The organism is Pseudomonas sp. DY-1 (assembly GCF_003626975.1).
GTDB lineage: Bacteria > Pseudomonadota > Gammaproteobacteria > Pseudomonadales > Pseudomonadaceae > Metapseudomonas.
In genome coordinates this window covers 3,288,718-3,313,402 of the sequence record NZ_CP032616.1, presented here as the reverse complement: position 1 = coordinate 3,313,402, position 24,685 = coordinate 3,288,718, and the positions used below count along the sequence as shown (strand labels likewise).

Below are 24,685 nucleotides of genomic sequence, written 5' to 3'. Positions count from 1 at the left end.
GCGGCGGGTGCTTGCGCGCTCCGGCGCTGGCGCTGCTGCTGGGGGCCGAACTCGTGCTGGCGCAGGAGCAGTCCTATCAGCTCTACCTGCAACTTCAGGTCAACCAGATGCCGACCCAGAGGATCATCCCGGTGACCGTGCAAGGCGGCCGCTACCTGGTCGATGCGGAGGAATTGCGCAGCGTCGGCGTGCGAGTTCCGGATGGCGTCCAAGGACCTACTGCGCTGGACGGGATTCCCGGCCTGGGCAGCCATTACAACGAAGCGCAGCAGCAACTGGAACTGACCCTGCCCAGTGACTGGCTGCCGCGCCAGCAGCTGGGGCAGACCAGCGTCTACGACATGACCCCGGCACAGAGCGACCTCGGTCTGCTGTTCAACTACGACCTCTTCTACAACCACAGCGAAGACGGCGCGCACTACCTCAGCGGCCTCCTCGAGCAGCGCGCATTTGGCGGTTTCGGCGTGCTCGACAATACCGGGGTCTACCGCCATTCCTTCGATGACTTTGCGACCGAGGACGACGGTTACCGCCGCTTCGACAGCTTCTGGCGCTACAACGACCAGCCCCGCATGACCAGCTACCAGGCCGGCGACCTGGTCACCGGCGCCCTGACCTGGAACAGCGCGGTTCGACTAGGCGGTGTGCAGGTATCGCGCAACTTCGGCCTGCGTCCGGACCTGGTCACCTACCCGTTGCCGCGCTTCAGCGGCGATGCCCAGGTGCCCACCTCGGTGGACCTGTTCATCAACAACGCGCGGGTCAGCAGCGACCAGATCAACACCGGCCCCTTCACCCTGAGCAACGTGCCCTATATCAGTGGTGCCGGTACCGCCACCGTGATCACCACTGACGCCCTTGGCCGCCAGGTCGCCACCACCGTGCCCTTCTACGTGACCAACAGCCTGTTGCAGAACGGGCTCTACGACTACTCGCTGTCCATCGGCCGCTTGCGCGAAGACTACGGGCTGAAGAACTTCTCCTACGGTAGCCGCGCAACCAGCGGCACCTTCCGTTACGGCATCAGCGACGCCTTCACCCTGGAGAGCCACGCCGAGTTCGGCGAGGAGCTGCGTCTCGGAGGCCTGGGAGGGACTTTCGCGGTGGGGCGCTGGGGCACCCTCGGCACCTCCTGGTCGCAGAGCGAGTACGACAGCGAGCGCGGGCATCAGTACAGCCTGGGCTACAGCTACTACTCACCGTTGTTCGGCATTGGCATGCAGCGGCTGCAGCGCACGTCCGGCTACGCCGACCTCGGGCGCGTAGGGGCACTGGAGGACGACCTTCTGGACAGCGCATTGGCACGGCGGGTCGACCAGCTCACCTTCTCCGTCAACCCACCCGCGCTGGGCAGCTTTGGCATCGGCTACTTCGCCAGTGAGAGCATGGACGGCGAGCGCACCCGACTGCTCAACCTGTCGTGGTCGCGCAGCCTCTGGGGCAACAGCAGCCTCTACCTCTCGCTCAATAGGGAAATCGGTGATTCCGGCTATTCGGCGCTGTTGCAACTCATCGTGCCGTTCGACCTCAACTCCACCTTCAGCGCCTCCCTCGAGCGGGACAATCAGGGCGACTATCGCCAGCGCGTCAACTTCGGGCGCACGCCGCCCACCGATGGCGGCGTCGGCTACAACCTGGCCTATGCCACGGGCAACGGCCAGTACCGCCAGGCCGACCTGACCTGGCGCAATCGCTACAACCAGCTCCAGGCTGGGGTCTACGAGGATGAAGGCCGCACCACCCACTGGGGCGACCTGAGTGGTTCGGTAGTGGCCATGGATGACGGACTGTTCGCCGCCAATCGCATCAATGATGCGTTCGTGCTGGTCAGCACCAGCGGTTTCTCCGACGTGCCTGTGAGCTTCGAGCATCAGCCCATCGGCCGCACCGATGGTGACGGCCACCTGTTGGTGCCCTGGGTGCCTTCGTATTACCGGGGCCAGTACGAGATCGATCCGCTGAACCTTCCGGCCAATGTGCGGGTGCCTGAAGTGGCGCGGAACATTGCCGTGCACCAGGGTAGTGGCGCCTTGCTGGAGTTCGGGATGCAGCGGGTAGCGGCGGCCAGCATCGTGCTGATCGACAGTCGCGGTGAGGTGTTGCCCCGTGGCAGCAAGGCCGAACTCATCGGCAGCGACATCAGCAGCTATGTGGGTTGGGACGGTCTGGTGTATTTCGAGGGGCTCGGCGAGTTCAACCGGTTGCGGGTGGTACGGCCGGACGGCGGGGACTGCGAGGTGGCCTTCGAACTCGAGAATGCCAACCAGGAGCTGGCGCTGGTCGGTCCGCTGACCTGTCGCTGAGAAGGAGAGGGAATGGGCCGGAAGCTGCTGCGCTGGATACTGTTGTCGATCTGCCTGTTGGGGGCGGGGCGGGCAGCCGCCACCTGTGCCGTGACGGCCGCCCCAGCAGTCAGTCTGGGCAACGTCAGCTCGCTGGCGCTGATCACCACCGCCCAGGGCAATATCGGTGGCGCCGGGCTCAAGTGCGCCAGTGTGATCGTGCTGCTGGCCAACAACTACATCCGTGTGACCCTGCAGACCACGCCGCTGGTGCTGAGCGACGGCGCCGGCCATGGCATTCCCTTCAAGGTGTTCACCCGTAACGGCGGTACCGAGCTGCAGCCCAATGTCGCCCTGGAGCTAAGCGACCTCACCATCCTCGGCCTGCTGGCCGGCGCCACAGGGCTGCCGCTGTACTTCCAGGTGCCGGCTGGCCCCAACGTCCCCGCCGGCACCTATACGGCCACAGTGAACCTGAACTGGCAGTACGCGATCTGCGAGAACGGCGTCCTCGTGCTCTGCGGCTGGCAGCGTAGCCCGGGCCTCACCCAGAACTGCCCGGCGAACATCTGCACCGCACCCACCAACTGGGGCACAGGTTCCGTGGCGTCCATCCAACTGACCCTGGTGGTCAGCAAGGCCTGCATCATCAACAGCACGCCACCTGTGAGCCTCGGCAATCATGCGCTGATCAGCCAGTTCGGCACGACGACGACCACCGTCGGCGTCACCTGCACCAACACCGAGGGCTACACCATCGGTTTCGACAGCGGGCAGAACTACCAGGCCCCCTGGCGGCGACTGGCCAGCGGAACCGACCGGATCAACTACAACCTCTACTTCCCCTCAACCAGTACGGTCTGGACCACCTCGCAGACCCAGTCCGCGACCGGTAGCGGCGCGCAACAGAACTACCAGTTCGATACCACCCTCGACCCCACGCAGCCCAACGTTCCCGCCGGCACCTACAACGACAACGTCACGCTGATCATCAACTACTGAACGTCCCGACCGGTGTACCCTTCGGCCCTGTGAAACCCGCCGTTGGAGAGACAGATGAGCCTGGCGCACTACCGCCACTGGGTGTTCGACATGGACGGCACCCTGACTATCGCCGTGCATGACTTCGCTGCCATTCGCGTGGCCCTGGACATCCCCCCGGAGGACGACATCCTCCACCACCTGGCCGCCTTGCCCGAAGACGAAGCCGCCGCCAAGCACGCCTGGTTGCTGGAGCACGAGCGGGAACTGGCGCTGAACGCCAAACCCGCTACAGGCGCCGTCGAACTGGTGCGTGAACTGCACCGGCGTGACTGCCGGCTCGGCATCCTCACCCGCAACGCTCACGAACTGGCGCTCCTCACCTTGCAGGCGATCGGACTGGGCGATTGTTTCGCCACCGACGACATCCTCGGCCGCGGCGAGGCGCCGCCCAAGCCGCACCCGGGCGGGCTGCTGCACCTGGCCGAGCGCTGGCAGGTCGAACCGCGCGAACTGGTGATGGTGGGCGACTACCGCTTCGACCTCGACAGCGGCCGCGCTGCGGGGACGAGCACCGTGCTGGTGAACCTGCCGGATAACCCATGGCCGGAACTGGCGGACTGGTTTGCGCGGGATTGTGGGGAGTTGCTGGGGATGGTGAGGGGGTAAGGGGCAGGTGATTGCGAGCAAGGAGGCTCAATGGAACTCAAGAAATTTGCCAGGGAATTGCGCAGCAACATGACGGATGCTGAGCGTCACCTTTGGTACTACCTGCGTGGACATCGGTTGTTCGGACTGAGTTCAAACGACCGATGCCAATGGGGCGCTACATAGTCGACTTCGTTTGCCTGGAGCAGCGGCTGGTGATCGAACTGGATGGTGGCCAGCATCAGGAACAGGCTGGCCGAGATGGCGAACGCGATCGCTGGCTGTCAGAGCAGGGCCATCAGGTGTTGCGATTCTGGAATCATGAAGTGCTGGGGGATACGGACGCTGTGCTTGAGGCGATAGCACGTGCGTTCGGTAAGCTCTGACCCTCTCCCCGGCCCTCTCCCGCCTGCGGGAGAGGGCGGGGAGAGGGTAAGTGACAATCCGCTAAAGCCTCGCCGTCGAAAACGTATCGCACTTGCCCACTTCACCCTTCTCGAATCCCATCTTGAACCAGCGCACCCGCTGTTCCGACGTGCCGTGGGTGAAGGAGTCCGGGACCACCTGGCCGCGAGCCTGGCGTTGCAGGCGGTCGTCGCCGATGGCGTTGGCGGCATTGAGGGCTTCTTCCAGGTCGCCGGGCTCCAGCCAGTTCAGGCGTTGCTGGGCATGGAAGGCCCAGACGCCGGCCAGGCAGTCGGCCTGGAGTTCCTGGCGCACCAGCAGGCCGTTGTCGCCTTCCACCCGCTCGCCGCGTTGGCGGGCGGCGTTGACCTTGGCGGACACACCCAACAGGGTCTGCACGTGATGGCCCACTTCATGGGCGATGACGTAGGCCTGGGCGAAGTCGCCGGCGGCCTTGAAGCGGCTGGCCATTTCCTCGAAGAAGTCCAGGTCCAGGTACACCTTGCGGTCCCCTGGACAATAGAACGGGCCAACCGCCGACGAGGCGAAGCCGCAGGCCGATTGCACGCCGCCGTTGAACAGCACGAGGGTCGGATCCTGATACTGGCGGCCGGCGGATTGGAAGATGGCGCGCCAGGTGTCTTCGGTATCGCCGAGGATGGCACGGACGAACTCGCGCTCCTCCGGTGTGCCGGTAGGGTTGGCCGACTGCTGCTGGGGATTGACCGAGGCGTTCTGTTGGGTGATCTGACCCAGGATCTGCAACGGGTCCTCACCCATCAGCAGCGCCACGACGACGACGATGGCGATCCCGCCCAGGCCCAGGCCCCTGCCTCCGCCCAGGCGCATGCCGCCGCCACCTGCGCTTCCGCCGTCTTGCACGTTGTCGCTGCGTCGCGCACGTTGCCAGCGCATGATCGCTCTCCGTTCGTATGCGAGTTAATCAGTGTTGACGCTGGCGCCAGTCACCGCCAGCCCGGTCGTCAGCCCAGATCCGCCGGAGTGGGCAGCAGACGGGCATGGGCCAGCAGCTGGACCTCGCCACCCACCAATACGTTACCGGCCGCTGTGACGCAGACGTCGAGCCGGCTCGGGCGGCCAAGGAAGCGGCCCTGGGCCAGGGCGAACGGCTTGTCAGCGGGGTCCAGCCCCTGTGCTACACGCCAGGCCGCCACCGGACCAGCGGCGCTGCCGGTGGCGATGTCCTCCACCACGCCAAGCGGGTCCCAGGTGCGGCCTTCGCGGGCGTCCACGTCCATCAGGAAGGCGAATGCGGCACCAATGCCGGCCAGGGCGTCGTCCAGGGATTCGCGCTGTTTCGCGGCGGCCAACCCCCCGGAGGTCACCGGCAGCAGCAGATAGGGCAACCCGTTGCTGACCACCTGAGCGGGATAGCGGCGGTCACGCTCGCTGCTGAAAGCCGCCGCGAAGGTATCGGCGGCGGCCTCATCCAGCACCTTGCCGAACACTGCGGGCCCCTGGTCCATCTCGGCGTAGAAGCCCTTGTTCTGGCGGCGCGTGGCAATACGCACCTGCTTCTCCGGCAGGTGCAGCAACCAGCTGGCGTCGGACTTGCCGCCATGCAGGTGGTGCAACAGGGCGGCGGCGCCGAGGATCGGGTGGCCGGCGAATGGCAGTTCCTCTTCCACGGTGAACACCCGGGCGGAGAAGGCATTGGGGGCATCCAGCGGTGCGAGGAAGATGGATTCGAATTGCCGCAGTTCGCGGGTCAGCTCCTGCATCGCTGTGGCGGTGAGCTCGCTGGCATCAGGGAAAACCGCCAGGCCGTTTCCGGACAATACACGTTCGGCGAACACATCGACTTGCCAATATTCCATTTCAGGCTCCAGAAAATGAAAACGGCCGCATCAGGCGGCCGTCGACGAGATGCTGCGCTTCAGTGTGCAGGATACTCGCTGAGTACGCTGAGCTTACCGCCCTGGGAGACACCCACCACCTGGTAGGCGTCCTGCCGGTCGCCCATTTCCATACCGGGCGAACCGACGGGCATGCCGGGCACGGCGGCGCCCAGCAGGTCGGGCCGCTCGCGCAGCTTGAGCACATCGCTGGCCGGCACATGGCCTTCGACGAACTTGCCGTCCACCACCCCGGTGTGACACGAACCGAGTTGGTAGGGCACGCCCAGGCGCATCTTCACGGAAGCCATGTTGGTTTCTTCGTGGTCGCGGACCTGGATGCCGTTATCCCGCAGGTGGCTGATCCAGGCCTTGCAGCAACCGCAGTTCGGGTCGCGGTAGACGTCCATGGCGATGGGCTCGGCGGCCTGGGCGATACCAGCGAACAGGGTGGTGAGCAGGAGAAGGGAACGCATGTGGACTCCTTGCGGCCAGGCAGGCCGGAGACAAAGAAAGGCAGGATAGCGCCGCGACTTCCCGCTCCCAAGCACAGCTCTGTATCAGACTATTCCCAAGCGCCTATGCTTTTTCCTGACCGCGTTGCGAGACCCGTCGATGCTCTTCACCCGCATCCTGTTGGGCCTGCAGGCCCTGATCCTTGCCGTCTTCGGCCTGGCCTACTTCATTCGTCCGGAGGAAATGGCCAGCCTCAGTGGCATGCTGCTGATGGACCCGTCGGCGGTCACCGACGTGCGTGCCTGGTACGGTTGCCTGCCGCTGGGCATTGCCGCGTTCCTCCTGCTGGCGCAGTTGCGCCTGCAACTGGCGCGGGCCGCGCTGGACCTGCTGGTGCTGGTCTACGTCGCCCTGGCGTTGGGGCGGGTCAGCGGACTCTGGCTCGACGGTAGCCTCGGGCAGACCTTCAACCTGTACGCGCTGCTATTCGAGGTGGTGTCCGCGGGGCTCGCCTTCGCCGCCCTGCGCAAGCTGGATGGCGCTTAGGGACCTGGCGTTGCGAGCTTGCTCGCGAACCTCCTTAACCCGATCTTTCGCGAGCAAGCTCGCTCCTACACAAGCCCCTGTGTTGCGCCTGGGATTTCGTCGCATTCGATCACCCGCTCTACCAGTGCCCGCGCATGGGCGGACAGGTCGTAGCCCACACGGCTGACGATGCCATAGCGCGTGTGGCATTCCTCCAGGTCCTCGGGCAGGTCGACCACGTCCAGTCGCACCAGTGCCGCGGCGTCCAGGTACGGGGCCAGGTTGCCCTGGCCGGCGATGCCGATGGCATTGGAGTTCAGCACTACGTTGAGCAGGGCGTAGCCATGCTCGCATTCCACATTGGGCGTGAAATCCTGGCGGCCGCTGTAGTCCACCAGCACCTTGCGGATGTTCGGCGGGCGGAAGGTCGTGGCCAGCGGGTACTGAAATACATCCGCGACGCGAACCTCCTCGTGCTCGGTCAGGGGGTGGCCGGCGCGGCAGCAGAAGTGCCAGCGCTGGGGTTTGAGCTTGTGTACCCGGTAATCAGGATCTGCCTCGAAATGGCGGGTATCGGCAACGAAAAATTCGATTTCTTCGCTGATCAGCCGGCGGTTCAGCTCCTGCCAGCTATCCACCTGGAACTTCACCCGAACGCCGGGGTAGTCGTTGACGAAACGCCCTACGGCGCGAGGGATCAATTGGGCGGCCGGTGCCGGGCCGCAGCCGAAGCGCACCAGCCCTGCGGCAAGGCCATTGAACTGGCTGATCTCGTTGACCAGATTGTGCGCGCCATGCACCAGGCGGCGAGCGTGTTCCAGTACCAGCAGACCCTGCCGGGTCGGGTCCAGGTCCTTGCTGGCGCGGTCCACCAGGCGGCAACCGACGTTGTGTTCCAGCGTCTGGATGCTGCGGCTGAAGGCAGATTGCGACAGGTTCACCGCAGCCGCGGCAGCGATGAAGCTGCGGTGCTCGGCTAGCGCGATGAAGTGGCGGAGTTGGCGAAGGTCGATATGCATTTTCTACATGGAAAGATTCGGTGAAATGCAATTGCTGCTTGGGGTCCCGATCCTTATAAAGGCAATTACTTATTTCTAAAACTAAGAAATAAAACTATTTATATTCTTAAAAGATATATGTGATTTGCCGCCCGATCGCGATTCGGTTCCGACAACGGAAGTGCTCGCCAAGGCCATCGACCTTAGGAGCACTGCATGTCCCGACTTATCCAGAGTCCGACGCGAACGTCGACGCACCCCCTGAAACCCCTCGCCCTGGCGGTATTGCTCGCCGGCGGCGGCCTGGCCCTGACTGCCCAGGCCGAAGAAACCACCAGCACCCGGGCGAAAGCCGAGCAGGACACCCAGCTCGGCACCGTCACCGTCAATGCCCGCCGCCGCGAGGAGACCGCCCAGAGCGTGCCCACGCCCATCAGCGTGCTCGGTGGCGAGACCCTGGAGCACCAGCGTGTCTACCGTGTGCAGGACCTGCAGCAACTGGTGCCCAGCACCAACGTCTCCTACGTGCATGCCCGCCAGTCGAGCATTTCTATCCGAGGCTTGGGCAACAATCCGGCCAGCGATGGTCTGGAGGGCAGCGTCGGTGTCTATCTGGACAACGTCTATCTCGGCCGCCCCGGCATGGCGGTGTTCGACTTGCTCGATGTGGAGCAGCTCGAGGTCCTGCGCGGCCCCCAAGGCACCCTGTTCGGCAAGAACACCACCGCCGGGGTAATCAACATCAGCACCCGCAAGCCCACTTTCACCACCGAGCGCAGCCTCCAGGCCTCGGTGGGCGAGGACGGTTACTGGCAGACCCTGGGCAGTGTTTCCGGTGGTTTGACCGAAACCCTGGCCGGCCGTCTGACCGCCTATCACACCGAAGACGATGGCTATGTGAAGAACGTCTTCAACGGTGAAGACCTCAACGGCGGCAAGCGCCAGGGCTTCCGCAGCCAGCTGCTGTTCGAACCGAGCGAAACCTTCAACCTGCGCTGGATTGGCGAGTACAACGAGGAGGACTCCAACAACGGCATCCTTACCCTCTACAGCACCGGCCCGACCGTGAACGGGGTCAACCGTTACGAACGCCTTGCCGCGCAGGCCGGTGCCACGCTGGTGTCCGGCAAGGACCGCAAGGTCAACTTCGACTCCGACCAGCAGGTGACGGTGTTCCAGGGTGGCACTTCGGTGGAGGCCAACTGGACCCTGCCGAATGACTTCACCCTGACTTCGATCACTGCCTACCGCTGGTGGGATTTCACCCCGCGCAATGACGACGGTCTCAACGTCTCCGCGTCGATCAACGCCGGCGTCTTGGTGCGTGACAAGCAGTACTCCCAGGAATTCCGCCTGGCCTCGCCCACCGGCGGTGCCTTCGACTATGTACTGGGCGCCTACTACTTCAAGCAGGATCTGGATAACCACTCCTTCAACTTCTACGGCCCCCAGGCGGACATCTGGAACTCCACGCCCGCCGGCGCCCTGGCCAATGTCACCAGCGAGGGCGATGGCCACATCGACACCGACAGCTACGCGCTCTTCGCCCAAGGCACCTGGCACCTGACCGAGCGCCTGGACTTCACCGTCGGTATCCGCGGCACCTACGAAGAGAAGAGCGCCTGGGTCGATCGCGACGCGCCAGTCGGTGGCGCCGCCGCTACCGGTGCCGCCGCAGCCGCGCGCCAGGGCCGGGTCGGCGCCTTCGACTCCGGTGACCTCAACCAGTACAGCTTCAGTCCGTCGGGCCTGCTGTCCCTGAGCTATCAGTTCAATCCCGACGTGCTGGGCTACGCCTCGCTGTCCCACGGTGAGAAGTCCGGCGGCGTCAACCTGACGGTGGGCGCCGCACCGCGCCTGGGCACCGACTCGCTGCTGGTGGGCACCGAGCGGGTCAATAACGCCGAACTCGGCATCAAGAGCACCCTGCTTGACCACCGCCTGCTGCTCAACGCCAACCTGTTCTGGGCTGAGGTACATGGCTACCAGGCCAATGTCTACGACCAGGTCAACCGCGTGCAATTCCTCGCCAACGCCGGCTCCGTACGCTCCCGTGGCCTGGAGTTCGAGGCCACCGCGCTGCCGGTCCGTGGCCTGACCCTGAACTTCAACGGCTCCTGGAACGACGTTCGCTACACCGACTACAAGGACGCGCCGTGCCCGCCGGAAGTGAGTCTGGCCAACCCTGCCGCCACTTGCGACCTGACCGGGCACCAGGTGGTGGGAGCCTCCAAGTACATCGCCAACCTGAACGGCGAATACAAGTGGCAACTGGCCGATCGCGTCGAGCCTTATGTCACCGCGAGCTACGCCTTCCGCTCCAAGGCCGTGGGCACCATCGACGACTCCGACTTCGGCCAGATCCCCAGCTACGCCGTGGTCAACCTCTCCGGCGGCGTGCGCCTGGACCAGGGCGATGGCGTCCTCGACCTGTCCCTCTGGGTGAAGAACGCCGGTGACAAGACCTACTTCACCAGCCTGTGGAACTCCGCCAACGGTGGCTACGCCGGCGTATTGGGTACGCCTAGGACCGTGGGCGCCACCGCCCGCTACGACTTCTGAGCACAAGGAACCTGCAATGAAACTCAAGACCCTCGGCCTCGCGGCCACCCTGGTCGCCGGCCAAGCTGTCGGCGCCCCCAGCGTCTACCCCACCGGCGTGACCCTTTATGACCCGGCCAAGGCCTGGAACGGCTATGTGATCTTCAGCTCGCCGGATAAGCAGACGCGCCTGATCGACATGAATGGCAACGAGGTGCGGCACTGGAACAACGCCGGCTTTCCCGCCGCGCTGATCGACCCGAAGAACAATGGCGGCAAGCGCGGCCACCTCTTCGTGCAGCTCGAAGAGGTGAAGGAACCGAGCAAGTTGGCTTCCGCCGGCAATGGCCTGCGCAACAAGACGGTGGCTGAGCTGGACTGGAGTGGCGAGGTGGTCTGGCAGTGGGGTGACAAGGCGCCGGGTGGGGCGGCCCATCAACACCATGACCAGCGCCGGTTGGCCAACGGCAACACCCTGGTGCTGGCCAACCAGCTGCATGCGGTGAAGGGCTTTACCGTGCCGCAGGTGATCGACGACGTGATCTACGAGGTCACGCCGGCCGGCAAGGTGGCCTGGAGCTGGATGGCCTCGCGGCACCTGGAGGAGTTCGGCTTCTCCGCTGAGCAGCTCAAGCTGGTACGCGCCAGCAAGAATCCTGACGTGCTGCACATCAACAACCTCAGCGTGGTCGGGCCGAACAAGTGGTTCGACGCCGGCGACAAGCGCTTCCACCCGGACAACCTGCTGATCGATTCGCGCGAAGGCAACTTCATCGCCATCATCGACAAGGCCACCGGCAAGGTCGCCTGGCACCTCGGCCCGAACCTGCCGAAGCTCAATGCCTACGCACCGGCCACGGTGCCGCGCCCGGTGGACCAGTTCTCCGGCCAGCACGACGCCCACATCATTCCCGAAGGCCTGCCCGGTGCCGGCAACCTGCTGGTGTTCGACAACCAGGGCGAGGCCGGCTACCCGCGCGTACCGTTGAGCCTGCTAGGCGGTTCGCGGGTTCTGGAGATCGACCCGGTGAAGGGCGAGATCGTCTGGCAGTACAGCGCCGCGGACAGCGGCCAGCCGGGCTGGGCCTTCTTCAGCGCCTTCATCAGCAGCGCCCGGCGCCTGCCCAACGGCAACACCCTGATCGACGAAGGCAAGTTCGGCCGGGTGTTCCAGGTCACCCCCGCAGGCGAGATCGTCTGGGAGTACGTCAGCCCGTACTTCGGCAAGGCCCCTGTGGGCAACGCGCGCAGTAACTGGATCTACCGCGCGCTACCGGTGCCCTACGACTGGGTACCCGAGGGCACGCCACGTTCCGAGCAGGCCGTCACGCCGCCCGCCATCGACCAGTTCCGCGTATCCACCAACCCCTGATTGCCATTGCTTCCTGTGGGAGCGAATTCATTCGCGAATCGCCCCGCAGGATCTCATTGAAGGACACACAAGATGAACGCCAAAACCGAAACCCCTGCCATCCCCGAAGGCGCCTGCATCACCGCCAAGGTCCCCGAGCGTGGCACCGCGCTGCTCGGCGACGTGGTGGTCAACCCCTACAAGCTGGCGCCGCTGACCGCCATCATCCGCGACGGTGGCCAGGCCATCAGCGCGGCCCATGTGCGCGTGCTGGGTCGTGGCGAGCGTGGCGTAGACATCGCCTATGAGGTCTCCGAGCGCTCGCTGTGGACCTATGGCGGAATCCCGGTCTTCGGCCTCTACCCGGACCACGTCAACCAGGTGGAAGTGACCTACAAGCTGGATGGCGAACGCATCCGCGAGCGCTATCAGGTATACGCGCCGGCCGTGCGCCTACCGGTGGTGGCCAACCAGACCGCCGCACTGCCGCTGGTGGAACCGATCAAGGTGGCGCCCGGCTTCGAACACCGCCTGTACCTGTTCAACCACCTGCTGGGGGAGATTCCCGGCGGACGTGCCTTCAAGTGGAATGCCCTGGGCGGTGCCGCCGAGTGGGACCAGGTGGGCAACAACTGGATCGCCGACAGTAACGGCGACGTGCGCTGGTACCTGGACATCGAGCAGATCCACGATTCTGGTCGCAGGGACGGTCTGGGCGGCACCATGGGCTTCCAGCAGACCCGCGACGGCAAACTGATCTGGGGGCAGGGCCAGACCTATTCCAAGTACGACCTGCTTGGGCGTCGCGTGTGGCAACGCGCTCTACCGGACAAGTTCGCCGACTTCTCCCACGAAATCCGTGAGACCCCCAACGGCACCTACCTGCTGCGCGTCGGCACCAGCGACTACCGCCGTCCGGACAACAAGCGCGTGCGCTCCATCCGCGACCACATCATCGAAGTCAACGAAGCCGGCGACGTGCTGGACTTCTGGGACCTTAACCAGATCCTCGATCCCTATCGTGGCGAGCTGCTGGAAACCCTGGGCAAGGCCGCGATCCAGCTCCCCGAGGGCGTTCAGAAGCAGGAGAGTACTGCCGCGAACGAACTGCTCGAAGGCGACCTGCCCTTTGGCGATACCCCCGGTGTCGGCACTGGCCGCAACTGGGCTCACGTCAACGCCATCGACTACGACGCCAGCGATGACAGCATCATCATTTCCGCCCGCCATCAGGGCGTGGTGAAGATCGGTCGCAACAAGGAGGTGAAATGGATTCTCGCCTCGCCCCAGGGCTGGCCGGAGCGCCTCAAGGCCAAGGTGCTGACCCCGGTGAACGCCAAGGGTGAAGCGCTCGCAGAGGAGGGCGGGCTCTACGCCGAAGGCTTCGACTGGTCCTGGACCCAGCACACGGCCTGGCTCACCGGCAAAGGCACGCTGAGCGTGTTCGACAATGGCTGGGGGCGCAACTTTTCGCCAACGAAGCTTGCCGGCAACTACAGTCGCGCGGTGGAGTACCGCATCGACGAGGCGAAGGGCACTGTCGAGCAGCTCTGGGAGTACGGCAAGGAACGCGGGGACGAGTGGTACAGCCCGGTGACCTCGGTAGTCGAATACCGCGCTGACAGGGACACCCAGTTCATCTACTCGGCCTCGGTCGGCTTCCTGACCCCGGAGAAACTCACCACCACCGTGCTCAACGAAGTGAAGTACGGCACCCAGGATGTTCAGGTGGAACTCAAGGTCAGCAGCCGCCAGCCGGGCAGCGTGGGCTATCGGGCGCTGGTGATCGATCTGGCGCGTGCCTTCTCGTAGGTAAGCGCTCTTGTAGGATGCTATAGAGCGCAGCGAAGCCCAACGATTCCGGGAACACCAAGTTGCGCTCTGCTGCCCTCACCCCCTGCCCCTCTCCCCTTGGGAAAGGGGCAGGGGGTGAGGGTGGGCAGGAAACTCAGCGCCGCTCCAGCAACACACCCGATTCCATGTGGTGGGTGTAGGGGAACTGGTCGAACAGCGCGCAACGCACCACCTTGTGGGTGTCGCTGAGCTGCTGGATGTTCGCGGCCAGGGTTTCCGGATTGCAGGAAATGTAGAGGATGCGGTCGAAGCGGCGGGTCAGTTCGCAGGTGTCCGGGTCCATGCCGGCACGGGGCGGATCGACGAAGACGTTGCCGAACTCATAGCCCTTGAGGTCGATGCCGGCCAGACGGCGGAATGGACGGACCTCGTTCAATGCTTCGGTCAATTCCTCGGCGGACAGGCGTACCAGGGTGACGTTATCCACAGCGTTATCGGCCAGATTGGCCAGGGCTGCGTTCACCGAGGTCTTGCTGATCTCGGTGGCCAGAACCTTGCGCACGCGAGTGGCCAGCGGGAGCGTGAAGTTGCCGTTGCCGCAGTACAGCTCCAGCAGGTCGTCCTGGCGCTCGCCCAGCACATCGAAAGCCCAGCCGAGCATCTTCTGGTTCACCTCGCCGTTCGGCTGGGTGAAGGCACCCTCCGGTTGGCGATAGCGGAATGCCCGGCCGGCGACGGTCAGTTCTTCCTCGACATAGTCGCGGCCGATGACGATGCGCTTGCCCTTGGAACGGCCCACCAGGCTTACGCCCAAATCGGCAGCGAGCTTCTCGGCCTCGGCTTGCCAGGCCTCGTCCAGCGGACGGTGGTAGCAGAGAGTAATCAGCGCATCGCCGGCCAGGGTGGTGAGGAACTCAACCTGGAACAGCTTGAACGACAGCACCTGGCTCGCCTGCCAGCCCGCCTTGAGGCGCGGCATCAGCTCATTGATGCGGCGGCTGGCGATAGGGAAGTCCTCGATCAGTATCGGGGTGAACTTGTCGCCGGCCTCGAACATCGCGTAATGGCGGGTTTCGTTGCCGGTTTCGCGCCAAAGGCGGAACTCGGCGCGCAGGCGGTAGTGTTCGCGGGGGGATTCGAAGACTTCCGGCTCCGGCGCGTCAAAGGGCGCCAGCAGCGCCTTCAGGCGCTGTGTCTTCTCGGTGAGTTGGGCGGCGTAGGCCGCCGGATCGAACTGGGGACGACTCATCAGTGGAAGAAACCCATCTTGATAACGAAGAGCACGGCGAGGATCACCAGCGCTGGGCTGAGTTCCTTGTAGCGGCCGGCCAGGGTCTTGATCGCGGCCCAGGCAATGAAGCCGAAGGCGATGCCGTCGGCAATGGAATAGGTGAACGGCATCGCCAGGGTGGTGATCAGTACCGGCGCGGCGGTGGTCAGGTCGTCCCAGTCGATTTCAGCCAGGCCCGAGGCCATCAGCACGGCAACGAAGAACAGCGCCGGGGCGGTGGCGAAGGCCGGCACGCTGCCCGCCAACGGCGAGAGGAACAGCGCCAGCAGGAAGAGTACCGCCACCGTCAGGGCGGTGAGACCGGTACGACCGCCGGCACTGACGCCTGCAGCGGATTCGATGTAGCTGGTGGTGGTGGAGGTACCCAGCAGGGAACCGCCCATGGCTGCGGTGGAGTCGGCGATCAGCGCGCGGCCCATCTTCGGCATGTAGCCATCGGCCCGCATCAGGCCGGCTTTCTTGGCCACGGCGATGAGGGTACCGGAGTTGTCGAACAGATCGACGAAGAGGAAGGCGAAGATCACGCTCACCAGACCGATTTCCAGCGCGCCCTTGATGTCCAGCTGGAGGAAGGTAGGCGCCAGCGACGGCGGCATGGAGAAGATGCCACCGAACTGGGACACGCCAAGGGCGATACCGGCGATGGTCACCACGAGGATGCCGATCAGCACGGCGCCGGTCACCTTGCGGGCTTCCAGGGCAACGATCAGGAAGAAACCGAGCACGGCGAGGATCGGCTCGGGCTTGGTCAGGTCACCCAGGGTCAGCATGGTCACCGGATGGGCCGCGACGATGCCGGCCTTCTGCAGGGCGATCAGCGCCAGGAACAGGCCGATCCCCGCAGCGATGGCCGAGCGCAGTTCCAGCGGAATGCTGTTGATGATCCATTCACGGATTCGGAAGATCGACAGCAGGAAGAACATGCACGCCGAAATGAACACCGCGCCCAGGGCTACCTGCCAGGTGTGGCCCATGTGCAGGACCACGGTGTAGGTGAAGAAAGCGTTCAGCCCCATGCCGGGAGCCAGGGCAATCGGATAGTTGGCGATCAGTCCCATCACCGTCGAGCCGATGGCTGCTGCCAGGCAAGTGGCGACGAACACCGCGCCCTTGTCCATGCCGGTCTCGCCGAGGATGGCCGGGTTGACGAAGAGGATGTAGGCCATCGTCAGGAAGGTCGTCAGACCGGCCAGGATCTCGGTGCGCACGTTGGTGTCGTGCGCCTTGAGTTGGAACAGCTTTTCCAGCATGTGTGGGCTCCCCGTGACGCACTGCGTCGTTGTCATTCAGCTGGCGAAAAGCAAAGCACAAATGCACGGCACACGCGGGCGCCATGGACTTTTCTCTGCCAGTCTGAAAAAAGGCGCGCATCATACCAGCTCACCCGTGAGCGGTGAATTTATGACCGGACGGACAGCTTCGGTTTCCAGGAACAGGAGATTGCCATGCATACCCAACCCCAACTCCAGGCCCTGATCGCCGTCGCCGAAGGCGTAGAAGACCTGGAGACCGTGACTCTCATCGACGTGCTGCGGCGCGCCGAAATCAAGACGGTGGTGGCCAGCATCGAAACCCGCCGCATGATCACGCTGGCCCGTGGCACGCGTCTGACCGCCGATACCATGCTCCTCGACGTACTGGCTCAGGATTACGACCTGATCGTGCTGCCCGGTGGTATGCCGGGCGCGCAGCGTCTTGGCGAACACGAACCATTGGGCGAGAAGGTCCGCGAGCAGGCGAAGGCCGGCCGCTTCTTCGCCGCCATCTGTGCTTCTCCTGCGATGGCCCTGCAGCCCTTCGGCGTCCTGCGCCAGCGGCGCATGACCTGTTACCCGAGCTTCAGCGACCGCCTTTCCGGCTGCACCTTCGTCGACCAGCCGGTGGTGGTGGACGGCAATTGCATCACCGCACAAGGCCCCGGTAGCGCCCTGGCCTTCGCCCTGACGTTGGTGGAGCAGCTATGCGGCAAGGCCAAGCGCAATGAAATTGCCAAGGCGATGCTGGTGTCCTGACGGCGGGCTAGTTGGCACTTTTCCTGTGGGAGCGAATTCATTCGCGATGGCGGACCGATGGGTATCGCTTCGCTCAACCCGTCCTACGAGGGCCGATCGCCTTGTAGGGTGGGTGGCGCTCTTCCATCCACCATCGTCGCTATGTAGGCCTCCGAGTGGCGGATCTGTAGGGGCGAATTCATTCGCCAAGGGCAGCGCAGCTGCCCCGTAGGTTGGTGCAGAGCGCAGCGAAGCCCAACGATGGTCTTCTGCCCGTGACCTCGAAGAGCAGACCTTCGGCCTGCTTGGCGATTGAAATCGCCCCTACAAGGATTCAGGCCCAGGTTGGGCGCTCGTAGCTCGGAGTCACCGGCTGCTCATATGGCGCAGCCTACATGGGGGGCAGAGGCGGCTGCGAGCCTGCAGGTTGGGCTGAAACATGATTCCCCACGCTCTCCGAGCCCAGCTGAGCGTCTGCGGCAAAGCCTAGTTACGTCAGGTACCAGCCTTGATGAAGTGGGGTGACCCCGGCAGCGGCCGGCCGGTGGCGGGGTCGAGTTGCCGGGCCTTGGCCAGTTGTTGGATCAGCGCCGCGCTGGGTTTGGGCGGTGGAATGTTGGCTTCGCGCGCTTCCAGCCACTTGAGCGTGCCGTCCCAGGGCGGCAGCTTGGCTGGCGGCAAGGGCACGATGTCGTTGATTTCGGGGACTGAGGGTTGGGCGTAGGAGTAATCTGCCAGGATGCTCCAGATTCTTTCGTAACGTGCAGCGCGTTCGGGGTCTTTTTCTTGGGCCAGGTAATACAACCGATCTTCCGGCTTTGGACCACGGAAGCCTTTCATCAAAAATGAAGCCGAGGTGCTGTAACCTGCTGCTGTCCCAAGTTGATAAGCCTCCAGGGCCTCCTCATAGAGTCCGTCACCTGCTAGATCAACGCCTAGGTCTGTAGCGGCATCACCATGGCCCTGTTCGGCAGCACAACGGCGCATCTGTCGGGCAATGTCCGGTGCGATTCTAATGGGGGCCAGCTTCTTGGCCACCCGCGCCTGCCCCAGTGCGCTGCCCTCGTCGGCGGCCTTGCGGTAGTACCGTAGGGCCATGGCCGGGTCCTCCCGCAGGCCGGCCGCACCCTGTTGCAGAAAGATACCGACGAAGTAGTAGCCGGTGGCCACGCCGGCCTCGATCAGTTCCTGGCTCAAGCGCAGGTGTTCGTCGCCGCGCAGCTTGAAGTGGCCACGCATGCTGCCGTTTTGCAGGTTGATGTTGGCCTTGTAGTGCTGGTGCGCAGCGGCGATGCGGTAGAGGCGCTCGACCTCGGCACCCACGGCCGGGTCTTCCTTGAGCTGGTTGTTCTTCTGCAGCCAGCGGGCGTACTGGAACAGCCGGTCGCTGTCGGCCGAGGGTTCGGGGATGAGTTCATGCTGGCAGGTGAAGGCCAGGTTGGCCTTGATCTGGGGGATCGGGTCCACGGTCGGGTCCTTTTTCAGTTTGAGTCCATGGCCGCCGCAGGCGGCCAACAGCAGACCCAGCGCTCCCAGCAGAAGTACCCTAGGCTTCACCGAGCATCCTCCACCTGACCTGCTCCGGACCCACTGTGACTTTTTCTGGCAGTGGCCACAGGCGGGCCGTGCGGCGCTCTAGCGTCAGCGTGGGCAGGATCTCGCCTTGCTGGAAGTGGCGGCGCGCCTTGTCCTTCACGGTGATCCAGAAGAAGTGCACATCCATCGCCTCCCAATAGCCCGCACGTGGGCAAGGCTCACCGCTGACGCAGATGGGCGGCGAAGGAAGGTGGACGAAGTTGGGGGACTCGGGTGTTGGCCGGCCGGTGGCGGGGTCGAGGTTTTTGTCCTTGGCCAGTTGGCTAATCAGGGCTTCGCTGGGCTTGGGCGGCGGGACATTGGCCTTGCGCTCCTCCAGCCACTGGAGCTTGCCGTCCCAGGGCGGCAGCTTGGCTGGCGGCAAGGGCACGATGTCGTTGATTTCGGGGACTGAGGGTTGGGCGTAGGAGTATCTGGCAAGAATGCGCCAGATTGTTTTGTAGCGCTCAGCGCGTTCGGGGTCTTTTTCTTGGGCCAGGTAATACAACCGATCTTCCGGCTTTGGACCACGGAAGCCTTTCATCAAAAATGAAGCCGAGGTGCTGTAACCTGCTGCTGCCCCAAGTTGATAAGCCTCCAGGGCCTCCTCATAGAGTCCGTCACCTGCTAGATCAACGCCTAGGTCTGTAGCGGCATCACCATGGCCCTGTTCGGCCGCACAACGGCGCATCTGCCGGGCGATGTCCGGGGCGATATCGATGGGCGCCAGCTTATCGGCCACCCGCGCCTGCCCCAGGGCGCTGCCCTCGTCGGCGGCCTTGCGGTAGTACCGCAGGGCCATGGCCGGGTCCTCCCGCAAGCCGGCTGAGCCGCGCTGCAGGAAGAGACCGACGAAGTAGTAGCCGGTGGCCACGCCGGCGTCGATCAGCTCCTGGCTCAAGCGCAGGCGCTCGGCACCGCGTACCTGGAAATGACTACGAAAGGCACCGTTCACCAGGTTGATAGTGGCCTTGTAGTGCTGGTGCGCGGCGGCGATGCGGTAGAGCCGCTCGACCTCGGCGTCCACGGCCGGGTCCTCCTTGAGCTGGTTGTTCTTCTGCAGCCAGCGGGCGTACAGGAACAGCAGGTCGCTGTCGGCCGAGGGTTCGGGGATGCGTTCATGCTGGCAGGTGAAGGCCAGGTTGGCCTTGATCTGGGGGAGCGGGTCCACGGTCGGGTCCTTTTTCAGTTTGGGTCCATGGCTGCCACAGGCGGCCAGCAGCAGGGTCGTGAGCAGGAGCAGGAAACGCATCAGTCGAGGTTCCTCAGGATGGCCTTGTCATACAGGAACTCCACCAGAGGGGTGTCTGGGGTTAATCCTTTCGATTGACGCTCTCTATTTCCTTTGATGAGTTCTTGCCAAGCATCGAAGGCCTGTTCCGGATCATCCTGCGCACCCCTCCCGTCGGTATGCAGATCCCACAGCCGCCGGCGCATGGCCTGGGTCACGCTGTGCCACTCGTGGAGGATGTTCAGCTCGCTGTCCACCTGCATGCTGCGGGTGTTGATGTTGGCCGAGCCATGGGTGGTGAGGACGTCGTTGACGATCATCAGCTTGGAGTGGATGTACACCGGCACCCAGGGTTGGCCGGCCGGCGAGTCGGGCGCGACCAGGGAGCAGACGTGCACTTTCAGGCCGGGGCGCTCTTCAGGAATCACATCGTCGTCTTCAATCTGTTTGACCTGCCGGTCGAGCTCGGCTTGCCATTGGGCTAGTTCTCGGTGCCCGTGTCGGTCATTGGCGCCATCGGGCCTGGGCTGGGGCGGCATGTCCCGTTTGACCCTCTCGATGCGCAACAGCTTGGTGACCGCTGGAATGGTGTCGGCCCGGCCCAGGCTTTCCAGCATGCGCTGGGTGTTGACGGTGCCGGCGCCGAGGCCCTCCTTCGTGACATTGGTGATCACGAACAGGTGCAGGGCGCCATGTTTGCCCGGGTCCCGCCCGGCGCGGGTCTGGTCCTGGGCCGCCTGTTTGATCGCCTCGGCCAGGGGCGGCCAGCGGAAGTACTGGTTCTCGATGTAGATGAACTGGGTGGCGTTGTTGATGGCCTTCAGGTAGCCGGCCTGGATGTCGCGCACGGCCTCCGTTTCTTGCGCCTGGGTGCGCAGGAGCTGGGCCATCAGCGTGTTGCCGTGCTCCGGGCGCGGTTGTAACTGCTTGGCCAGTTCATTGGCATTGCGCGCATGCAGCAGGTCCTCACCGGTTTCCTTGGCCCAGGCGGTGGCGAAGTTGTGGTGCAGGTCCCTGAGGATCCGGCCGGTGATCTGGCAGGAAATGTCCTGGCGCGGCAAGGCGCCGCGAGGGCCGCGATTGGGGGCGTGGGTCTTCGCGTCGGGCCGTTTGGGATCCGGCCGCCAGAGGGCCGAGTGGTGGTCGGTGTCCCAGTACTCGTCGAGCATGTTGTGGCCCATGACGAAACCGATGGCCCGCTCCGGCAATTCGAAGTCGACCAGCACGGACTTCTGGTGGTGGGTCACCGTGTGGCGCATGGTTAGGGCGGAGCGTTTGGCCAGCTCCGGGTCAAGGCGCTTGAGCTTGAGCTGATAGGCGATTTCCGCGCGTTCGGACCAGCTGAAGTCACGGCTGACGAACAGCGGGATATGGGCATCCGCCAACCCGGCGGCCTTGTTATCGGCGACCGCGTATTGCTTGAACCACTGGCGGTCGTAGGCGTACTGCTCATCGCTGGAGGTCTGCCCTGCCCGGTCGGCGAGGCCGCCCTTACCGGGCAAGTTGGCTTCACCCACCACCCCGGCTGCATTGAGCGGCATCTCCCACCCCAGGATGCGCACCTGCACGCCTTGCCGGGCCTTCTCTTCCAGCATTACGCCGATGCAGCGGTCGTCGCTGCCGTCGCGGATGAAGTGCATCGAGGGCTGGAAGCCCCAGCAGATGATGTCGACCGAGCGCTCGGCATTGGCGATGGCCTGGTGCACCGCACGAAAGGCCTCCTCGCCATTGATCAGGGGCTTGTAGCTGGCCGGCCAGGGCCGGTACGCGGTATCGCAGACGAACCAGGGGGCGCTGCAGACCGCCTCGTGGGTGTGCTGCAGCGCGATGGGCACGACGATTTCAGGGTGACGGGCGTTGGCGGGTCTCATGGGGCGTCTCCTTCCTGGCCCTTGGGTTTGGCGAGCAGTGCCGAATACCAGAGGCGATGCTCCGTGTGCTGGATATCGTCCCCGGCGGTGGCGCTGTGGTTGTGCAGGCCGCGATTGGCCAGCTCGCCCTGCTCGGGGTTGCGGTAGTCGGCGGGTACCGGCAACTGGAAGGACAGGCCGTTGGCCAGCTCCAGTCGGTAGTTCCGCGTCACCACCTGGTGCTCGAGGGCCAGGTAGCCGCTCTCGTCCATCACGCCCCACTGCAGCTCCGCGTCGTCGGCGTAGAGCGTGTAGGGCATACCGGCCCAGGTGGCCTGCGGGGCATTGGGCACTTGCGGCATGCGCAGGCGTAGCCGTGGCGCGGACTCAAGCTTCGGATACTGCGGGTGGGCGGCGGTCATGCTGGCGGGCCCTCGGTAGTCGAAATGCACCGCCTTGATCAGGTGCTCACCCTGGGTGCCGGACTCGATGCCGCACGGATCGAGGGTGATGTAGCTGCCGCCGGCATTGAGGGTGATCTTCTGCTTGGCGCTGATGCGGATTTCGTCTTCGGTGCTGGTGATGTCCAGCCCATGCCGGGCGAGCAGTTCCAGGCGGTCGTTCTGTGCCTGGATCTGCACCGCGCCCTGGTTGGCGATCAGCTTCATACCGAGCTTGCGCACGAACAGGCTCAGGCCCTCGCCCACGCCAATGAACAGGCGCTTGACCACGCTGATGTCGGCCTCCCCGCCGGCGTTGAGCATCAGGTTGTGCCGGGCAGCCAGTTGCAGGTGCTCGCCGCTGGTCAGGGCGATGCCCTGCGGGGCGCTGAGCAGGGCCACCGCGGCCTTCAACTGGTCAAGCCGCTCGCGCAGCAGGGCAAGCTGGGCGTTTACGTCGGCCGGATCGGCCTGGGCGTGCTCGGCATCGCGGGACAGCTGCTGCATCTCCTCGCTGGCCTCCTGCAGGCGAGTGACGGCTTCCTGCATGGCCAGGACCTGCCCCTGGGCGCGGGGTTGCTCGTCGGCGCTGATGAAGACGCCCTTGCCCGCCCGAATCGCGCCCCAGCCGTCGGTGCGCAATTCAAAACCTTCGCCGCGCTTCTGCCGTTGCGCATCCACCAGATGACCGAGGTTGAGCTGGCTCTTGCCGCTGTGCTCGGTGCTGAGCTTGATGTGTTCCTGGCCACGGCGGTCGTCCAGGCGCAGCTTGTTGTTGGCCGGGGTGCGCAGGACGTTGCGCTGGTAGTTGCGCAGGGTGACGGGGTCGGGGTGCTGGCTGTCGTGCAGGGCGTGGGCGATGTAGGGCTTGTCCGGGTCGCCCTGCTCGAAGGCCACGGCCACTTCGGTGCCCTGCAGCAGCGGCAGGTGCAGGCCGTAGGTGTCGCCGGCGTAGGGCCGCGCCAGGCGCAGCCACAGGCTTTCCTGGCCGGCGGGCCAGCTGTCGCGGTCGAAGAGGAAGTGAACCTTGTAGCGCCCGTCGAGATCGATGTGGCCGTACAGGTCGTTGGCCTGCGGGCTGCTGATGCGCGCCGGGAGGGTGCCGGCGATCACCGGCTTGGTGCGCAGCGGCGGACGGAAGCAGACGCGTTCCGAGTAGGGCATGGCGTCGAAGCGGGCGTCGAAGCTGCGATCCCGCGCGGCACGGGTGGTCAGCCGGGTAATCACGGCGCCCGGGGCGAAGGCCTCGGGCGCGCCGCCGTCGATGCGCAGGACCTGGCCGGGGGCCAGGGTGGCGCTGCTGGTGCGGCCGCCGAGGCGGGTCCGCTGGTTGAGGTAGCGTTCGTGGCGCAGGCGCGCATAGAAGTAGCCGCTTTCGCTCGGCAGGTCCTCGTCCTGGCTGTGGGCGTCACCGAGCACGGTGTAGGGCTCGCCGTAGTGGTAGGCCTCGCCATAGGTGGTACGGGCACCGCGGGTCTGGTCGACCTCGCCGTCGAGGTAGGCGCCGGCATCGCGCGGGTCGTAGGCACGGATGTTGACCTGCTGCTCGACCAGGCCATGGCTGGCCTGCAGCTGCCACACGGCGTCCTCGCCGCTGCTGGTACCGGAGGGCGGCCGGTACGGCAGGCGGACGTCGAACTGGTAGTTGCGCGGGTCGTCGTGGAATTCCACCACGTCGATGTGCAGGCGCTCGTCGGTGGTGAAGCGGTACCAGATGCCGACGTCGGCGAGCAGGCGCTCGACGAAGGCCAGGTCGCTCTCGGCGTATTGCAGCACTTGCTCGCGCTTGGGGTAGTCGCGCTTGAGGTCGAAGAAGAAGTCCTGCCCTTCAAGCAGATGCCGGCCGCGCAGGATGCCCTCGACGATTTCCGGCACGCTCTGGTGCTGGTAGATGCGGTATTGCCGGCCCAGGCCGAGCAACGCCAGGCGCGGCTGCAGCGTCACTTCGTAGCGGGCTTCGTCGTTGGAGCCGGACAGGCGCCGAAAGCCGGTGAGGACGCCATGCAAGGTGCGCAGCGGCCGGTTCACCGGCGGGCTGAGGCCGATGATGGGGAGCGGCATGGGCGACGGGTAGAGGCTGAACGCGGCGTCCTGCCCCAGGAGCTGGTCAACCGGCAGATCGCGCTGGCTGGAGGTGAACTCGATGCGGTAGCGGAACGGCTCGCTGAGCGCCTCCTCGCCCTGGAAGGCGAGCACGTCGAGCGTGGCGTCGAGGTTGCGGACCTTGAGCTGGTGGCGGCTGTGATCGAAGAAGGGGCGGATTGCAGCGAGCATGCGGTTGAACCTTCCGTCGTCAGAAACAAACGCCGAAGGTTGCCGCTCACACCGGCCCCCCCGCTATCAGACCGGTTCGGAATGATTGCTGGAAAACAAGCGTCGTCGTGTCGGAAGCGTGGGAGTGCGTTGCGGTGTCAACTAAAGCGATTGCTGGAGCCGGAAGGCGGAAAACTCACCTTCTCCAGACGTTAAT

At 64.8% G+C, this 24,685-nt stretch carries 18 protein-coding genes and 1 pseudogene; 9 read left to right on the top strand and 10 right to left on the bottom strand.

Translation table 11 applies throughout. The features are described 5' to 3' along the window. Nucleotides 1-11: 11 nt before the first annotated feature. From D6Z43_RS15585 to D6Z43_RS28795, 4 genes and pseudogenes are all read left to right on the top strand, one after another. The gene (locus tag D6Z43_RS15585; protein ID WP_305955661.1) at nucleotides 12-2,303 is read left to right on the top strand and encodes a fimbria/pilus outer membrane usher protein; all 2,292 of its coding nucleotides are present in this window, start codon (nucleotides 12-14) and stop codon (nucleotides 2,301-2,303) included. Nucleotides 2,304-2,315: 12 nt separating this feature from the next. Further along, a complete protein-coding gene (locus D6Z43_RS15580) occupies nucleotides 2,316-3,284 on the top strand; it encodes a spore coat protein U domain-containing protein (RefSeq protein ID WP_120653057.1) in 969 nt (322 codons plus the stop codon). Between the two features lie 54 nt (nucleotides 3,285-3,338). Beyond that, on the top strand, nucleotides 3,339-3,932 hold the full coding sequence (locus D6Z43_RS15575) for an HAD family hydrolase (protein WP_120653056.1): 594 nt from the start codon (nucleotides 3,339-3,341) through the stop codon (nucleotides 3,930-3,932). 30 nt (nucleotides 3,933-3,962) lie between these two features. Beyond that, nucleotides 3,963-4,297, top strand: a pseudogene (locus D6Z43_RS28795) (endonuclease domain-containing protein). Between the two features lie 61 nt (nucleotides 4,298-4,358). Here the strand turns inward: D6Z43_RS28795 and D6Z43_RS15565 are convergent. From D6Z43_RS15565 to D6Z43_RS15555, 3 genes are all read right to left on the bottom strand, one after another. Continuing rightward, nucleotides 4,359-5,231: a neutral zinc metallopeptidase gene (locus D6Z43_RS15565; protein WP_120653055.1), complete on the bottom strand. Its 873-nt coding sequence runs from the start codon at nucleotides 5,229-5,231 to the stop codon at nucleotides 4,359-4,361. 68 nt (nucleotides 5,232-5,299) lie between these two features. After that, complete coding sequence (locus D6Z43_RS15560) at nucleotides 5,300-6,154, bottom strand: PhzF family phenazine biosynthesis protein (RefSeq protein WP_120653054.1); 855 nt, start codon at nucleotides 6,152-6,154, stop codon at nucleotides 5,300-5,302. A 59-nt stretch (nucleotides 6,155-6,213) separates the two neighbouring features. Beyond that, a complete protein-coding gene (locus D6Z43_RS15555; protein ID WP_120653053.1) occupies nucleotides 6,214-6,648 on the bottom strand; it encodes a DUF411 domain-containing protein in 435 nt (144 codons plus the stop codon). Nucleotides 6,649-6,787: 139 nt separating this feature from the next. Between D6Z43_RS15555 and D6Z43_RS15550 the strand changes: the two genes are divergently transcribed. Further along, the gene (locus tag D6Z43_RS15550) at nucleotides 6,788-7,174 is read left to right on the top strand and encodes a DUF4345 domain-containing protein (RefSeq protein WP_120653052.1); all 387 of its coding nucleotides are present in this window, start codon (nucleotides 6,788-6,790) and stop codon (nucleotides 7,172-7,174) included. Nucleotides 7,175-7,239: 65 nt separating this feature from the next. Here the strand turns inward: D6Z43_RS15550 and D6Z43_RS15545 are convergent, their stop codons facing one another. Continuing rightward, on the bottom strand, nucleotides 7,240-8,172 hold the full coding sequence (locus tag D6Z43_RS15545; protein ID WP_120653051.1) for a LysR family transcriptional regulator: 933 nt from the start codon (nucleotides 8,170-8,172) through the stop codon (nucleotides 7,240-7,242). 195 nt (nucleotides 8,173-8,367) lie between these two features. Here D6Z43_RS15545 and D6Z43_RS15540 point away from each other — a divergent pair, with 195 nt between their 5' ends. From D6Z43_RS15540 to D6Z43_RS15530, 3 genes are all read left to right on the top strand, one after another. Continuing rightward, nucleotides 8,368-10,713 (top strand): TonB-dependent receptor, encoded by a 2,346-nt coding sequence (locus D6Z43_RS15540; RefSeq protein ID WP_120653050.1) that lies wholly within the window; start codon nucleotides 8,368-8,370, stop codon nucleotides 10,711-10,713. A 16-nt stretch (nucleotides 10,714-10,729) separates the two neighbouring features. Next, complete coding sequence (locus D6Z43_RS15535; RefSeq protein ID WP_120653049.1) at nucleotides 10,730-12,064, top strand: aryl-sulfate sulfotransferase; 1,335 nt, start codon at nucleotides 10,730-10,732, stop codon at nucleotides 12,062-12,064. A gap of 72 nt (nucleotides 12,065-12,136) precedes the next feature. Beyond that, the gene (locus D6Z43_RS15530) at nucleotides 12,137-13,855 is read left to right on the top strand and encodes an aryl-sulfate sulfotransferase (RefSeq protein WP_120653048.1); all 1,719 of its coding nucleotides are present in this window, start codon (nucleotides 12,137-12,139) and stop codon (nucleotides 13,853-13,855) included. Between the two features lie 136 nt (nucleotides 13,856-13,991). Here D6Z43_RS15530 and trmA read toward each other — a convergent pair whose 3' ends face one another. Together trmA and D6Z43_RS15520 are read right to left on the bottom strand one after the other, a co-directional pair. Then, nucleotides 13,992-15,086 carry a tRNA (uridine(54)-C5)-methyltransferase TrmA gene (trmA, locus tag D6Z43_RS15525; RefSeq protein WP_120653047.1) on the bottom strand — a complete coding sequence of 365 codons (1,095 nt, stop codon included), beginning with the start codon at nucleotides 15,084-15,086 and terminating at the stop codon, nucleotides 13,992-13,994. After that, nucleotides 15,086-16,378: an NCS2 family permease gene (locus D6Z43_RS15520; protein WP_120653046.1), complete on the bottom strand. Its 1,293-nt coding sequence runs from the start codon at nucleotides 16,376-16,378 to the stop codon at nucleotides 15,086-15,088. Before D6Z43_RS15520 ends, trmA begins: the two co-directional genes overlap by 1 nt. A 195-nt stretch (nucleotides 16,379-16,573) precedes the next feature. Here D6Z43_RS15520 and D6Z43_RS15515 point away from each other — a divergent pair, with 195 nt between their 5' ends. Continuing rightward, entirely contained in the window at nucleotides 16,574-17,140 is a 567-nt protein-coding gene (locus D6Z43_RS15515) for a DJ-1 family glyoxalase III (RefSeq protein WP_120653045.1), read from the top strand. Between the two features lie 474 nt (nucleotides 17,141-17,614). Here the strand turns inward: D6Z43_RS15515 and D6Z43_RS15510 are convergent, their stop codons facing one another. Genes D6Z43_RS15510 through D6Z43_RS15495 form a run of 4 tightly spaced genes read right to left on the bottom strand, consistent with a single transcriptional unit; the run spans nucleotide 17,615 to nucleotide 24,489 of the window. Further along, the gene (locus tag D6Z43_RS15510) at nucleotides 17,615-18,676 is read right to left on the bottom strand and encodes a sel1 repeat family protein (RefSeq protein ID WP_256660865.1); all 1,062 of its coding nucleotides are present in this window, start codon (nucleotides 18,674-18,676) and stop codon (nucleotides 17,615-17,617) included. After that, entirely contained in the window at nucleotides 18,666-19,946 is a 1,281-nt protein-coding gene (locus D6Z43_RS15505) for a sel1 repeat family protein (protein ID WP_120653044.1), read from the bottom strand. The genes D6Z43_RS15510 and D6Z43_RS15505 overlap by 11 nt, the downstream gene beginning before the upstream one ends. Beyond that, the gene (locus D6Z43_RS15500; RefSeq protein WP_120653043.1) at nucleotides 19,946-21,796 is read right to left on the bottom strand and encodes a phosphatidylserine/phosphatidylglycerophosphate/cardiolipin synthase family protein; all 1,851 of its coding nucleotides are present in this window, start codon (nucleotides 21,794-21,796) and stop codon (nucleotides 19,946-19,948) included. The genes D6Z43_RS15505 and D6Z43_RS15500 overlap by 1 nt, the downstream gene beginning before the upstream one ends. Continuing rightward, nucleotides 21,793-24,489, bottom strand: coding sequence for a type VI secretion system Vgr family protein (locus D6Z43_RS15495; RefSeq protein ID WP_120653042.1), 2,697 nt, complete (start codon nucleotides 24,487-24,489; stop codon nucleotides 21,793-21,795). The genes D6Z43_RS15500 and D6Z43_RS15495 overlap by 4 nt, the downstream gene beginning before the upstream one ends. Between the last annotated feature and the right edge of the window lie 196 nt (nucleotides 24,490-24,685).

Bases quoted from the DNA above. Each gene is read 5' to 3' on its own strand.
- D6Z43_RS15545 (WP_120653051.1), bottom strand. From the start codon at position 8,172: ATGCATATCGACCTTCGCCAACTCCGCCACTTCATCGCGCTAGCCGAG.
- D6Z43_RS15560 (WP_120653054.1), bottom strand. From the start codon at position 6,154: ATGGAATATTGGCAAGTCGATGTGTTCGCCGAACGTGTATTGTCCGGA.
- D6Z43_RS15495 (WP_120653042.1), bottom strand. From the start codon at position 24,489: ATGCTCGCTGCAATCCGCCCCTTCTTCGATCACAGCCGCCACCAGCTC.
- D6Z43_RS15535 (WP_120653049.1), top strand. From the start codon at position 10,730: ATGAAACTCAAGACCCTCGGCCTCGCGGCCACCCTGGTCGCCGGCCAA.
- D6Z43_RS15565 (WP_120653055.1), bottom strand. From the start codon at position 5,231: ATGCGCTGGCAACGTGCGCGACGCAGCGACAACGTGCAAGACGGCGGA.
- D6Z43_RS15505 (WP_120653044.1), bottom strand. From the start codon at position 19,946: ATGCGTTTCCTGCTCCTGCTCACGACCCTGCTGCTGGCCGCCTGTGGC.
- D6Z43_RS15520 (WP_120653046.1), bottom strand. From the start codon at position 16,378: ATGCTGGAAAAGCTGTTCCAACTCAAGGCGCACGACACCAACGTGCGC.
- D6Z43_RS15540 (WP_120653050.1), top strand. From the start codon at position 8,368: ATGTCCCGACTTATCCAGAGTCCGACGCGAACGTCGACGCACCCCCTG.
- D6Z43_RS15515 (WP_120653045.1), top strand. From the start codon at position 16,574: ATGCATACCCAACCCCAACTCCAGGCCCTGATCGCCGTCGCCGAAGGC.
- trmA (WP_120653047.1), bottom strand. From the start codon at position 15,086: ATGAGTCGTCCCCAGTTCGATCCGGCGGCCTACGCCGCCCAACTCACC.
- D6Z43_RS15580 (WP_120653057.1), top strand. From the start codon at position 2,316: ATGGGCCGGAAGCTGCTGCGCTGGATACTGTTGTCGATCTGCCTGTTG.
- D6Z43_RS15555 (WP_120653053.1), bottom strand. From the start codon at position 6,648: ATGCGTTCCCTTCTCCTGCTCACCACCCTGTTCGCTGGTATCGCCCAG.
- D6Z43_RS15575 (WP_120653056.1), top strand. From the start codon at position 3,339: ATGAGCCTGGCGCACTACCGCCACTGGGTGTTCGACATGGACGGCACC.
- D6Z43_RS15530 (WP_120653048.1), top strand. From the start codon at position 12,137: ATGAACGCCAAAACCGAAACCCCTGCCATCCCCGAAGGCGCCTGCATC.
- D6Z43_RS15500 (WP_120653043.1), bottom strand. From the start codon at position 21,796: ATGAGACCCGCCAACGCCCGTCACCCTGAAATCGTCGTGCCCATCGCG.
- D6Z43_RS15550 (WP_120653052.1), top strand. From the start codon at position 6,788: ATGCTCTTCACCCGCATCCTGTTGGGCCTGCAGGCCCTGATCCTTGCC.